Raw genomic sequence first — 13,576 nt, forward strand, 5'->3', positions numbered from 1 at the left:
ACGGAAGAGACTGGTTCCACACCAACCCTCGTTCAGGAGTTACCGCAATGTTCAATAACTGGTCCGACTTGCTGCCTACCGTGAAGAAAGCCTTTGGCGCGCTGGGCAAGAGCAACCCGAAGATGGTCAAAGCCTACATGGCGCTGGGCGAGGCTGCCGAGGAAAACAACGTGCTCGACGCCAAGACCCGTGAACTGATTTCCATCGCCGTGGCCATCACCACTCGCTGCGATGGCTGCATCGGTGTGCATGCGGATGCTGCGATCAAGGCCGGTGCCACCCGTGAAGAAGTCGCCGCAACACTGGCCACCGCCATCTCGCTGAATGCGGGTGCGGCATATATCTACTCGTTGCGCGCGCTGGAAGCCTACGACACGCTCAAACCGGCGCCGCAAAATTAAGCCGGAACTGTTGCGGCGTGACGCCCAGCCTGCGGTTGAACACACTGCGCATGTGCTGGGCGTCGCGAAAGCCGCATTGATAGGCGACGGTCTTGAGCGGCGCGCGGCTGCTTTCGAGCATGACCCGCGCCGCGTCAACCCGCGCCCGTTCGACAAATTCCGCCGGTGTGATCCGCGCCTCACGGGCAAACACCCGAGAGAAATTGCGCGCGCTCATATTGGCCGCCTTGGCCAGGTCGGCAATGGTCAAATCCCCGGTGAGGTTCGCCAACACGTACAGCTGCACCAGCGCCACTGCCGAGGTGGTTTCGGCGTGGGGCGTGAGAAACGGGCTGAACTGCGACTGCCCGCCCGACCGCTGGGTAAACACCACCAGGCGCTTGGCCACGCTCAGTGCGACTTCCGGGCCGTGGTCCTGAGCCAGCAGATACAGCGACAGATCGATGCCCGCCGTGACCCCGGCCGATGTGTAGAGGTTGCCGTCCTGCACGTAGAGGCGGTCGGCGTCGACCTGGGCCGTGGGGCACAGGCGCGCCAGATCGGCCGCGTCATTCCAATGGGTGGTGACGGTTTTGCCATCCAACAGCCCGGCGCGCGCCAGCATGAAGGCGCCGTTGCAGATCGAGCCGAAGCGTTGCGCGCGAGCAGTGGCGCTGCGCAGCCAGTCATCAAATTCGGCACCGAAGTCTTCGAACGGCAACTGCGGGCCGCCGGCGACCAGCAATAGGTCATAGGCTTGCAAGGCCTCGCTGTAATGCCGATGGGCCTGCAATGACAGGCCGTTGGAGGCCGCCATGCTGCCGTGGCCCAGACCGATGACGTCCAGTTGGTAATGATCCTGCGGCGACAGAAAACGATTGGCCTCGCAGAACACATCCAGGGGGCCGGTCACGTCCAGCGACTGGACGCCAGGAAAGATCAGAATGGCGACGGTTTTATGCATGGGTAAACCTTTATATCCGGGCGGACGCAAACCCTGTGGGAGCCGGGCTTGCCCGCGATGCTGGCGACTCGGTCCATCAGGTATACCGAGGTGACGCTATCGCAGCAATGCGGCGATCCGACAAGCCAGCTCCCACATGTGAGCGTGCCTGGCGCTGGCACGATGTGACGGCACATTGGCCGACATCGCTCCCTCGCCGCGATAGCCCCCTGACTGGCGCGCGACCAGACTGGGGACTTTACAGAGGAGAACACCCATGAGCACCACCATCGCCGGCATCCAGATCCCGGACAGCGCCCTGGCCAAAGCCACCACCGAATACATCCGCGACGTCGAATCGGACCTGCTCTACCACCACTCCCGCCGGGTCTTTCTGTTCGGCGCCTTGAGCGGCGAACGCAAGCAACTCGCCTACAACCCGGAGTTGCTCTACGTCGGCGCGATGTTCCACGACCTGGGCCTGGTCGAAGGTCATCGCAGTGACAACGAGCGCTTCGAAGTCGACGGTGCCAACGCCGCCGCTGCCTTCCTCAAGCCTTACGGGCTGAGCGATGACGATATCGAACAGGTGTGGCTATCCATCGCCCTGCACACCACGCCGGGCGTGCCGCAGCATCTGCGCCCGACCGTGGCGCTGGTGACGGCCGGTGTGGAAATGGACGTGCTGGGCATGGACTACGCCGCGTTTTCAACCGTGCAGCGCGAAGCCGTGGTGCATGCGCACCCGCGCGGTGAAGGGTTCAAGGAGTGCATTATCTGCGCCTTTGCCGACGGCTTGCGCCATCGCCCGCAGACCACGTTTGGCAACGTGAAGACGGATGTCTTGGTGGATCAGGAGCCGGGGTTCAAGCCGATGAATTTTGTCGAGGTCATCCGCACATCCCCCTGGACGGCTTAATCAGCCTGAAACGCAATCAAATGTGGGAGCGGGCTTGCTCGCGAATGCGTTGGATCAGTCGATACATCTGGTGACTGATACACCGTATTCGCGAGCAAGCCCGCTCCCACAGTTTGATCCGGATCAGACCGGTGCAGGCGCTCGGCGCTTGTCCGGCTGTTTCCAGCCATCTGCCGCCGCTTCTTCAATCGCTTGCTGGATGGCTTTCTTGCGGTGTTCTTCGGCACGACGGCTGAAGAACCACACCAGGAAGGTCACCAGCGACACTGCCAACAGAATCAGGCTGGCCACGGCGTTGATCTCAGGCTTAACCCCAAGGCGCACCGCCGAGAACACTTCCATCGGCAGGGTGGTCGACCCCGGACCCGACACGAAACTCGCCAGCACCAGGTCATCCAGGGACAGTGCGAACGACATCATGCCGCCCGCCGCCAACGATGGCGCGATCATCGGGATGGTGATCAGGAAGAACACCTTCCACGGCCGCGCCCCCAGGTCCATCGCCGCCTCTTCGATCGACAGGTCCAGCTCACGCAGGCGCGCCGACACCACCACCGCCACATACGCCGCACAGAACGTGGTGTGGGCGATCCAGATGGTGACGATGCCACGCTCCTGGGGCCAACCGATCATCTGTGCCATGGCCACGAACAGCAGCAACAGCGACAGACCGGTGATCACTTCCGGCATTACCAACGGCGCGGTCACCAGGCCGCCGAACAGCGTGCGGCCCTTGAACTGGCTGATGCGCGTCAGCACGAAGGCCGCCAACGTACCCAACGCCACTGCGGCCACCGCCGTGTAGCAGGCAATTTCCAGGGAGCGCGCCACCGAGCCCATCAACTGGGTATTGTCCAGCAGGCCTACGTACCACTTGATCGACCAACCGCCCCACACCGTCACCAGCTTGGATTCGTTGAACGAGTAGATCACCAGGATCAGCATCGGCAGGTAGATAAACAACAACCCCGCCACCAGCATGAAACTCGAGAAACTGAAGCGCTTCATATCTTGCCCTCCATCTCTTTGGCTTGGCTGCGGTTGAACAGGATGATCGGCACGATCAGGATCGCCAGCATCACCACCGCCAGGGCAGAGGCCACCGGCCAGTCACGGTTGTTGAAGAATTCTTGCCACAACACTTTACCGATCATCAGGGTTTCCGGGCCGCCCAGCAGTTCCGGGATCACGAACTCGCCCACCACCGGGATGAACACCAGCATGCAGCCGGCGATGATGCCATTCTTGGACAGCGGCACGGTGATCTTCCAGAAGCTGTTGAAGGTGCTCGAACCCAGGTCGGATGCGGCTTCCAACAGGCTCTGATCGTGCTTCACCAGGTTGGCGTACAGCGGCAGGATCATGAACGGCAGGTACGAATAGACCACGCCGATGTACACCGCGATGTTGGTGTTGAGGATCTGCAGCGGTTCGTTGATCAACCCCATGGACATCAGGAAGCCATTGAGCAGGCCGTTATTGCTGAGAATGCCCATCCACGCATACACGCGGATCAGGATCGCGGTCCAGGTCGGCATCATGATCAGCAGCACCAGCACGGTCTGCATCTCTTTGCGCGCACTGGCAATGGCGTAGGCCATCGGGTAACCGATCAGCAGGCACAGCAGCGTGCTGAAGAACGCCATTTTCAGCGAGCCCAGGTACGCGGCGATGTACAACTCGTCGTCGCCGAGCATCGCGTAGTTGCCCAGGTTGAGCACCAACTGCAGTTTCTGCTCAACGAACGTGTAGATCTCGGTGTACGGCGGAATCGCGACGTCGGCTTCGGCAAAACTGATCTTCAGGACGATGAAGAACGGCAGCATGAAGAACAGGAACAGCCACAGGAAGGGAATGCCAATGACCGCATGACGGCCACTGGGCGTTATTCGTTGCAGGCGGCGCTTGAGCTTCTTCATGTTCATGAGCGAAGTACCACGCCGCTGTCGTCTTCCCACCACACGTAGACCTGGTCACCCCAGGTCGGCCGCTGCCCACGACGCTCGGCGTTGGCAACGAAGGACTGCACCAGTTTGCCGCTCGGCAGCTCCACGTAGAACACCGAGTGGCCGCCCAGGTAGGCGATGTCGTGCACCTTGCCGCTGGACCAGTTGTGCTCGCAGGTCGGCATTTCGGTGGTGACCAGCAGTTTTTCCGGGCGAATCGCGTAGGTCACCGACTTGTCTTCCACCGAAGTGGCGATGCCGTAGCCCACGTAGATGTCGCGGTCCAGGTCCGGGCACTTGAGCACCGCGTGGCCTTCGGCGTCATCGACCACTTGGGTGTCGAAGATGTTGACGTTGCCGATGAACTCGCACACCAGGCGGCTGGTTGGCGTTTCGTAGATGTCGATCGGGCTGCCGATCTGGGCGATCCAGCCCAGGTGCATGATCGCAATGCGCTCGGCCATGGTCATGGCCTCTTCCTGGTCGTGGGTCACCATCACGCAGGTCACGCCGACGCGCTCGATGATTTCCACCAGTTCCAGCTGCATCTGCGAACGCAGCTTCTTGTCGAGAGCGCCCATGGGCTCATCGAGCAGCAACAGTTTCGGGCGCTTGGCCAGGGAACGGGCCAGGGCCACACGCTGACGCTGACCGCCGGACAACTGGTGCGGCTTGCGCTTGGCGTACTGGCTCATCTGCACCAGCTTGAGCATCTCGGCCACGCGGGCGTCGATCTCGGCCTTGGGGATCTTGTCCTGTTGCAGGCCGAAGGCGATGTTCTGAGCCACGGTCATATGTGGGAACAAGGCGTAGGACTGGAACATCATGTTGATCGGCCGCTCGTAGGGCGGCATGTCTGTGATGTCTTCGCCGTCGAGGTAGATACGGCCCTCAGTCGGGCGCTCGAAACCGGCGAGCATGCGCAGCAAGGTGGACTTGCCCGAACCCGAACCGCCGAGCAGGGCGAAGATCTCGCCTTTCTTGATTTCCAGGGACACATCGTCCACGGCAATCGTCTCGTCGAACTTCTTCGTGACCCGGTCGATTTTGACCAGCACCTTCTTCGGTGTCTGGTCCCCTTCGAGGGCTTTCTTATAGGCGCCGGAGGCAACTGCCATTTACGAAACTCCCAGAAAAAAAGAGTGCAGAACGTCCAATACGGACGAACCTTGGATAGGTTGAGCCTTACTTGCCCGTCTTGACCTTGGTCCAGCTACGGGTCATCAAACGTTGCACTTTCGGGGGTAGCTCGAAGTTGACGAATGTCCTGTCGAGTACCGCCTGCGGTGGGTAAACCGCCTCGTCCGTGCGTATCGATTGCTCCATCAGCTTGTCCGCCCCTGGGTTAGGGTTGGCGTAACCGACGTAATCACTGACCTGGGCGATCACCTCAGGTTGCAGCAAATAGTTGATGAAGGCGTGGGCCTCTTTGACGTTGGTGGCATCCTTGGGGATGGCCAGCACGTCGAACCACAGGTTGCCGCCTTCTTTCGGAATCGTGTAGGCGATGTTCACGCCCTTGCCGGCCTCCGCCGCGCGGGCCTTGGCCTGGAACACATCGCCGGAGAAACCTGCCGCCACGCAGATGTTGCCGTTGGCCAGGTCCGAAATGTATTTGGAAGAATGGAAGTAGGTCACGTACGGCCGCACTTTCAGCAGCTTCTCTTCGGCCTTCTTGTAATCGTCCGGGTTCGTACTGTTAGGGTTCAGGCCCATGTAATTGAGCATCGCCGGCAGCATTTCATCCGCCGAGTCCATGAACGACACACCGCAGGTCGCCAGCTTCTTCATGTTCTCCGGCTCGAACAGCACGGCCCAGGAATCGATATGGTCGACGCCCAGCACTTCCTTCACTTTATCGACGTTGTAGCCGATGCCATTGGTGCCCCACAGGTACGGCACGGCGTACTGGTTGCCGGGGTCATTCTTTTCCAGGCGTTTGAGCAGCGCCGGGTCGAGGTTGGCGTAATTCGTCAGCAATGACTTGTCGAGTTTCTGGAACGCCCCGGCCTTGATCTGCTTGCCCAGGAAGTGGTTGGACGGCACCACCACGTCGTAACCGGTACGCCCGGCCAGCAGCTTGCCTTCCAGGGTTTCGTTGGAATCAAACACGTCATACACGGGCTTGATGCCGCTGGCCTTTTCGAAGTTGGCCAGGGTGTCGGTGCCGATGTAATCCGACCAGTTATAAATATGCACAGTCGGTGCGGCCTGCACGCTCAACGTCAGCGTGATACCTGCACCCACCAGCATGGCTTTGCGAAATAAAGAAATTGGCAAGTGGAGGTCCTCTTAAATAGTTGGGCCCAAAGTTGTTGCCCGGCAACAAAACCGGCGCGCAACTTACCCTCGATAAACCGATCCGGCAAAACTTTCTGTCATTTAATTGTTTCGATAACCACCGCGCCAGGCGCGGTGGTTAGCAAAGACCGGTTATTTACCGGACTTGATCTTGGTCCAGCTGCGTGTCATTTCACGCTGGGTCGCAGCCGGCAGGTCAGCAATGGCGTAGAGCTTGGCCTGTACGTCCGCTGGCGGGTAGATGCCCGGGTCGCTGGTGATTTCCTTGTCGACCAGTGCGGTGGCTTTCTCGTTACCGTTCGGGAAATGCACGCTGTTGGTGATTTCAGCCATGACTTGCGGCTTGAGCAGGTAGTTCATGAACTTGTAGGCGGCGTCGACGTTCTCGGCATCCTTGGGGATGGCGACCATGTCAAAGAAGCTGCCAGCACCTTCTTTCGGAATGTCGTAGGCCACTTTGACCTTGCCACCGGCTTCAGCCGCACGGGACTTGGCCTGTTCGATGTCACCCGAGTAACCCACGGCCACGCAGATATTGCCGTTGGCCAGGTCGGAGATGTACTTGGACGAGTGGAAGTAGCCGATCGAAGGACGGATTTTCAGGAACAGATCTTCGGCCTGTTTCAGATCAGCTTTCTTCTGCGTGTCGGTTGGCAGGCCCAGGTAATGCAGTGCCACCGGCAGCATTTCGGTCGGCGAATCGAGGAAGCTCACGCCGCAGCTTTTCAGCTTGGCGATGTTCTCTGGCTTGAGCAGCACGTCCCACGAATCGATCTTGTCCACGCCCAGCGCGGCCTTGACCTTCTCCGGGTTGTAGCCGATGCCGATCGAGCCCCACATGTACGGGAAGGCGTGCTTGTTGTCCGGGTCGCTGACCGACACGGCTTTAAGCAGGGATTTGTTCAGGTTGTCGTAGTTGGACAGCTTGGACTTGTCCAGCTCCTGGTAGACACCGGCCTTGATCTGCTTGGCGAGGAAGTTGTTCGACGGTACGACGATGTCGTAACCGGACTTGCCTGCCAGCAACTTGGCCTCCAGGGTTTCGTTGCTGTCGAACACGTCGTACACCACTTTGATGCCGGACTCTTTTTCAAAGTTGGCGATGGTGTCCGGTGCAATGTAGTCGGACCAGTTGTAGACGTGCAGCACTTTGTCGTCTGCCTGGGCCGCGCCCGCCATTGCGCCCATCAGGGACAACGCGAGGAGGGTCTTGCCAGCGTTCTTCAAACCTAATGCCTTCATTTGGTGATGCTCCAATTTTTTCTTTTTTGGGCCACAAGCTTCATATGTTTCGAGGCCCAGCCAAAGGGCAACAAAACAGGGCGACAGTCTGGCAAGTTCAAGGGCCGGCTTTCAACCAAGGCCCTCATATTTCTGACTGCTCAGACGCAGCGCCCGAAAGCCGCTGCGTCCTGAGCCTAGCACTTAGCCCTGCAGTGCCGCCAAAGTCAGGTCCAGGCACTGACGAGCCTTGGTCACCAACTCGTCGATTTCTGCCTTGCTGATCACCAGCGGTGGCGAAATGATCATGGTGTCGCCCACGGCGCGCATGATCAGGCCATTTTCGAAGCAGAACGTACGGCAAATCATGCCAACGCCCTTGCCTTCGTAACGCTTGCGCGTGGCTTTGTCCTGTACCAGTTCAATGGCACCGAGCATACCCACACCACGCACTTCGCCCACCAGCGGATGATCCGCCAATTCCCTCAGACGTTTCTGCAAATACGGTGCCGTTTCGTCGTGCACACGATCAACGATTTTTTCATCACGCATGATGCGGATGTTTTCCAGCGCCACTGCCGCCGCAACCGGGTGACCGGAGTAAGTGAAGCCGTGGTTGAAATCACCGCCCTCGTTGAGGACTTCCACCACTTCATCGCGAACGATCAGGCCGCCCATCGGGATGTAACCCGACGTCAGGCCCTTGGCGATGGTCATCATGTGCGGCTTGAGGTCGTAGAAATCGCTACCGAACCACTCACCGGTGCGGCCGAAACCGCAGATCACTTCGTCGGCAATGAACAGGATGTCGTACTTGGCGAGGATTTCCTTGATGCGCGGCCAGTAGGTCGCAGGCGGCACGATCACGCCACCGGCGCCCTGGATCGGCTCGGCAATAAAGGCACCGACGTTGTCCACGCCCAATTCCAGAATCTTTTCTTCCAACTGGTTGGCGGCCCATACACCGAACTCTTCGGGGCTCATGTCGCCGCCTTCGCCAAACCAGTACGGCTGTGCGATGTGGGTGATGCCCGGGATCGGCAAGTCGCCCTGCTCATGCATATAGGTCATGCCGCCGAGGCTGGCGCCGGCCACCGTGGAGCCGTGGTAGCCATTCTTGCGGCTGATGATGGTTTTCTTGTTTGGCTGGCCCTTGATCGCCCAGTAGTGGCGGACCATACGCAACATGGTGTCGTTGCCTTCGGAGCCGGAACCGGTGAAAAACACGTGGTTCATGCCGGCCGGCGCGATGTCGGAAATGGCTTTTGCCAGCTCCAGCACCGGCGGGTGAGCGGTCTGGAAGAACAGGTTGTAGTATGGCAGTTCTTTCATCTGCTTGGCGGCGGCGTCTGCCAGTTCATCGCGACCGTAACCGATCGCCACGCACCACAGGCCGGCCATGCCGTCGAGGATCTTGTTGCCTTCGCTGTCCCACAGGTAGACGCCGTGGGCTTTGGTGATGATGCGCGGGCCTTTCTCTTTCAACTGCTTGAAGTCGCTGAACGGCGCCAGGTGGTGATCACTGCTCAAGGCTTGCCATTCACGGGTTTGCGGGTTGTTGCTGGACATACCAATCTCCTAGACTTTTCAGGTGAGGGCGCGCCGTGTGAAGGACGCGCCCGGCGCATCAGACGGCGAAGAGCAGGAATTCCCGCTCCCACGAACTGATCACGCGCTTGAAGTTTTCATGCTCGGCCCGCTTGACCGCGACGTAGCCCGTGATGAATTTTTGACCCAGGTATTTTTCGATGGTCTTGCTGTTTTCCATGCGCTCCAAGGCGTCTTCGATGGTCAACGGCAGGCGCAGGTTGCGCCGTTCGTAACCACGACCCACCACCGGCGCGCTCGGGTTATGGCCTTCGACCATGCCGATGTAGCCGCACAACAGGCTGGCGGCGATCGCCAGGTACGGGTTGGCGTCAGCGCCCGGCAGGCGGTTTTCCACGCGACGGTTCTGTGGGCCGGCATCCGGAACACGCAGGCCGACGGTGCGGTTTTCTTCGCCCCACTCCACGTTCACCGGCGCCGAGGTGTCCGGCAGGAAGCGGCGGAACGAGTTCACGTTGGGGGCGAACAGCGGCAGCAATTCAGGGATGAATTTCTGCAGGCCGCCAATGTGGTTGAGGAACAGCTGGCTCATGGTCCCGTCTTCATTGGAGAAGACGTTCTTGCCAGTAGCGATGTCGATGATGCTCTGGTGCAGGTGCATCGCGCTGCCCGGCTCGCCAGTCATCGGCTTGGCCATGAAAGTGGCGGCCACGTCGTGCTTGAGCGCGGCTTCTCGCATGGTGCGCTTGAACACCAGGATCTGGTCGGCCAGGGACAGGGCATCGCCGTGACGGAAATTGATTTCCATCTGCGCGGTGCCGTCTTCGTGGATCAGGGTGTCGAGGTCCAGCTCCTGCAGCTCGCACCAGTCGTAGACGTCTTCGAACAATGGGTCGAATTCGTTGGCGGCTTCTATAGAGAAAGACTGCCGGCCGGTTTCCGGACGGCCGGACCGACCAATCGGCGGTTGCAACGGGAAGTCCGGGTCTTCACAGCGCTTGGTCAGGTAGAACTCCATCTCCGGCGCCACAATGGGCTGCCAGCCTTTGTCGGCGTAGAGCTTGAGGACTTTCTTGAGCACGTTGCGCGGCGACAGCTCGATCGGGTTGCCTTGCTTGTCGTAGGTGTCGTGGATCACCTGGGCGGTGGGCTCGATGGCCCAGGGCACCAGGAACACCGCGTTCTGGTCGGGGCGGCAGATCATGTCGATGTCGGCCGGGTCGAGCAATTCGTAATAGATGTCGTCTTCGACATAGTCGCCGGTCACGGTCTGCAACAGCACGCTCTCGGGCAGGCGCATGCCTTTTTCGGCGATGAACTTGTTGGTCGGCGAGATCTTGCCCCGGGTGATACCGGTGAGGTCGCCAATCATGCATTCGACTTCTGTGATCTTGTGGTCTTTCAACCAATCGGTGAGCTGGTCGAGGTTGTTACTCATAAATGCCTCTGGGCTGGGTTTCCTGGCATCCATTAAAGGCCAGGCGTTGGTTGACGCAGCATCCGCGTCGTTTTTTCATTCAGGGTAGGAGCTTACCTGCCATTTGCTGCTGCGTTGCATTCCTCACGCCAAAGTTGTGCGCAATCTTGAGCAGCAGGCGAGGCGCATGCCGTTCTGTGGCAAATGAGGAGGCAAGAAAGAGGTCGGGCCGGGCGTCAAGAATATTGGCCGGTGCGCGGGCATTCACGCGGGAGGATTGGACGGGTGACACAGCCTGACTGAAGCAGGCCAAGACGCCGTTGGGCGGCAGGTGACACATGAAGCACCCCGGTATTATTGCTGTTATGGGTTTGAATCGAGCTTAGCCTTGTTCATTTTTTTACACAACACCCCCGTAAAAAATACAACACGGCCCGCTCAAGCCTGCGAGTCCCAAGCCCTTCAAACCCAAAAAACCGCCCCAAAAAGCCCCAAAAAAGCCTTCGTGGCGCTTTTTTAGGGCAAAAAAGGCCTCGCTTGACTTCGGCATGCCGTTCGGGTTGACTGAAACCAGAAAAGATCAATGATTGATATTTTTAACAACAAAGGTGTTGCATCATGTCGGTACCCCCGCGTGCCGTTCAGCTTAACGAAGCGAACGCGTTCCTTAAGGATCATCCTGAGGTTCTGTACGTAGACCTTCTAATTGCGGATATGAATGGTGTGGTGCGCGGCAAGCGCATCGAACGCACCAGCCTCCACAAGGTTTACGAGAAGGGCATTAACCTGCCTGCCTCTTTATTTGCCCTGGATATCAACGGCTCTACGGTGGAAAGCACCGGCCTGGGCCTGGACATCGGTGATGCTGACCGAATCTGTTATCCAATCCCCGACACCCTGTGCAATGAACCTTGGCAAAAGCGCCCTACCGCGCAATTGTTGATGACCATGCACGAACTTGAAGGTGAACCTTTCTTCGCCGATCCGCGCGAAGTGCTCCGCCAAGTTGTAAGCAAATTTGACGACCTCGGTCTGACCATCTGCGCCGCCTTCGAGCTTGAGTTCTACCTGATCGACCAGGAGAACGTGAACGGCCGCCCACAACCGCCCCGCTCGCCTATCTCCGGCAAACGCCCGCACTCGACACAGGTCTACCTGATCGACGACCTCGACGAATACGTCGACTGCCTCCAGGACATTCTGGAAGGTGCAAAAGAGCAAGGCATCCCGGCCGACGCCATCGTCAAGGAAAGTGCCCCGGCGCAGTTCGAAGTGAACCTGCACCACGTGGCCGACCCGATCAAGGCTTGCGACTACGCGGTGCTGCTCAAGCGCCTGATCAAGAACATCGCCTACGACCATGAGATGGACACCACCTTCATGGCCAAGCCTTACCCAGGCCAGGCAGGCAACGGTTTGCACGTGCACATTTCGATCCTGGACAAAGACGGCAAGAACATCTTTGCCAGCGAGGATCCCGAGCAGAACGCCGCATTGCGTCACGCGATCGGCGGTGTGCTGGAGACCCTACCCGCCCAAATGGCGTTCCTGTGCCCCAACGTCAACTCCTACCGTCGTTTCGGAGCACAATTCTACGTGCCGAACTCGCCGTGCTGGGGCCTGGACAACCGTACCGTGGCGATCCGCGTACCGACCGGCTCGTCCGACGCGGTCCGTATCGAACACCGCGTGGCCGGCGCCGACGCCAACCCTTACCTGCTGATGGCTTCGGTCCTGGCAGGCGTGCACCACGGCCTGACCAACAAGATCGAGCCGAACGCACCGGTGGAAGGCAACAGCTACGAGCAGAACGAACAGAGCCTGCCGAACAACCTGCGCGATGCCCTGCGTGAGTTGGACGACAGCGAGGTGATGGCCAAGTACATCGATCCTAAGTACATCGATATCTTCGTCGCCTGTAAGGAAAGTGAGCTGGAGGAGTTCGAACACTCCATCTCCGACCTTGAGTACAACTGGTACCTGCATACCGTTTAAACGGTTGCTGCAAAAAAAACGCCGCAGACCTTAGGGGTTTGCGGCTTTTTTTTGTGTTTTTTTCAGTTAGATCGAGTTGGCTTCATCGCAGGCAAGCCAGCTCCCACATTCGAATGTATTCACAGATCAAAATGTGGGAGCTGGCTTGCCTGCGATGGCGGCCTGGCAGACAACACACCTTCCTGCTCATACAATGCCCGCTGCCTTGTAGGAGACTTCCATGACCACCCGCCCCGCCGCCCCTCGCAAACCCCGCGCTCGCAGCCAGGCCCGGATCGACGCGATCCTCGACGCTGCCCGCACTTTGCTGGCTGCCGAAGGCGTGGCGGGTTTGTCGATCTACAGCGTGGCCGAGCGGGCGCAGATCCCACCGTCGTCGGTGTATCACTTCTTCGCCAGCGTGCCCGCATTGCTGGAGGCGTTGACCGCTGACGTGCACGCCGCTTTCCGGGCAGCCATTCAGGCGCCCATCGAGCATGACTCACTCAAACACTGGCGCGACCTGTCCTACATCGTCGAGCAGCGCATGCTCACTATCTATGATCATGACGCCGCCGCGCGCCAGTTGATCCTGGCGCAGCACGGGCTTACCGAAGTGACCCAGGCCGACCGTCAGCATGACCTGGAACTGGGTGACTTGATGCTCACCGTGTTCAACCGTCACTTTGAAGTGCCGACATTGCCCAGCGATGTGGACGTGTTTGCCTTGGCGCTGGAGTTGAGCGACCGCGTGTATGCGCGCTCGGTGCATCAGCATGGGCTGATTACGCCACGCATGGCGGATGAAGGGATGCGGGTGTTTGATGCGTATGTGGGGCTTTATTTACCGGCGTATTTGCCTAAGCGGCCGGCTGCGCACTAAGTCTTGTACCGATGGGGGCGGCCTCTTCGCGAGCAAGCCCGTTC

Annotated in this window: 12 protein-coding genes; 4 read left to right on the forward strand and 8 right to left on the reverse strand. The window is 59.4% G+C overall.

Translation table 11 applies throughout. The features are described 5' to 3' along the window. Positions 1-47: 47 nt before the first annotated feature. Positions 48-401 carry a carboxymuconolactone decarboxylase family protein gene (locus BMZ57_RS11525; protein ID WP_003176771.1) on the forward strand — a complete coding sequence of 118 codons (354 nt, stop codon included), beginning with the start codon at positions 48-50 and terminating at the stop codon, positions 399-401. Here the strand turns inward: BMZ57_RS11525 and BMZ57_RS11530 are convergent. Further along, a complete protein-coding gene (locus BMZ57_RS11530) occupies positions 379-1,344 on the reverse strand; it encodes a GlxA family transcriptional regulator (RefSeq protein ID WP_010207330.1) in 966 nt (321 codons plus the stop codon). The two genes, BMZ57_RS11525 and BMZ57_RS11530, sit on opposite strands and share 23 nt — an antisense overlap. Before the next feature lie 256 nt (positions 1,345-1,600). Here BMZ57_RS11530 and BMZ57_RS11535 point away from each other — a divergent pair, with 256 nt between their 5' ends. Continuing rightward, on the forward strand, positions 1,601-2,242 hold the full coding sequence (locus BMZ57_RS11535; protein WP_010207332.1) for an HD domain-containing protein: 642 nt from the start codon (positions 1,601-1,603) through the stop codon (positions 2,240-2,242). Positions 2,243-2,365: 123 nt separating this feature from the next. Here BMZ57_RS11535 and BMZ57_RS11540 read toward each other — a convergent pair whose 3' ends face one another. The 7 genes from BMZ57_RS11540 to BMZ57_RS11570 form a co-directional block, all read right to left on the reverse strand. After that, complete coding sequence (locus BMZ57_RS11540; RefSeq protein WP_010207334.1) at positions 2,366-3,250, reverse strand: ABC transporter permease subunit; 885 nt, start codon at positions 3,248-3,250, stop codon at positions 2,366-2,368. Further along, positions 3,247-4,167 (reverse strand): ABC transporter permease subunit, encoded by a 921-nt coding sequence (locus BMZ57_RS11545; protein WP_010207335.1) that lies wholly within the window; start codon positions 4,165-4,167, stop codon positions 3,247-3,249. Before BMZ57_RS11545 ends, BMZ57_RS11540 begins: the two co-directional genes overlap by 4 nt. Continuing rightward, a complete protein-coding gene (locus BMZ57_RS11550) occupies positions 4,164-5,306 on the reverse strand; it encodes an ABC transporter ATP-binding protein (protein WP_010207336.1) in 1,143 nt (380 codons plus the stop codon). Before BMZ57_RS11550 ends, BMZ57_RS11545 begins: the two co-directional genes overlap by 4 nt. Positions 5,307-5,373: 67 nt before the next feature. After that, positions 5,374-6,468, reverse strand: coding sequence for a polyamine ABC transporter substrate-binding protein (locus BMZ57_RS11555; protein ID WP_069672948.1), 1,095 nt, complete (start codon positions 6,466-6,468; stop codon positions 5,374-5,376). Positions 6,469-6,621: 153 nt separating this feature from the next. Beyond that, entirely contained in the window at positions 6,622-7,716 is a 1,095-nt protein-coding gene (locus BMZ57_RS11560) for a polyamine ABC transporter substrate-binding protein (RefSeq protein ID WP_010207339.1), read from the reverse strand. A gap of 198 nt (positions 7,717-7,914) precedes the next feature. Further along, positions 7,915-9,279, reverse strand: coding sequence for an aspartate aminotransferase family protein (locus BMZ57_RS11565; RefSeq protein WP_069672949.1), 1,365 nt, complete (start codon positions 9,277-9,279; stop codon positions 7,915-7,917). 58 nt (positions 9,280-9,337) lie between these two features. After that, complete coding sequence (locus BMZ57_RS11570; RefSeq protein ID WP_003176780.1) at positions 9,338-10,696, reverse strand: glutamine synthetase family protein; 1,359 nt, start codon at positions 10,694-10,696, stop codon at positions 9,338-9,340. A gap of 597 nt (positions 10,697-11,293) precedes the next feature. On the opposite strand from BMZ57_RS11570, the gene BMZ57_RS11580 reads away from it, so the two are divergent. Together BMZ57_RS11580 and BMZ57_RS11585 are read left to right on the forward strand one after the other, a co-directional pair. Then, on the forward strand, positions 11,294-12,670 hold the full coding sequence (locus tag BMZ57_RS11580) for a glutamine synthetase family protein (protein ID WP_010207341.1): 1,377 nt from the start codon (positions 11,294-11,296) through the stop codon (positions 12,668-12,670). 220 nt (positions 12,671-12,890) lie between these two features. Beyond that, a complete protein-coding gene (locus BMZ57_RS11585) occupies positions 12,891-13,532 on the forward strand; it encodes a TetR/AcrR family transcriptional regulator (RefSeq protein ID WP_010207342.1) in 642 nt (213 codons plus the stop codon). Positions 13,533-13,576 lie beyond the last annotated feature (44 nt).

This window comes from Pseudomonas simiae, assembly GCF_900111895.1.
Lineage (GTDB): Bacteria > Pseudomonadota > Gammaproteobacteria > Pseudomonadales > Pseudomonadaceae > Aquipseudomonas > Aquipseudomonas simiae.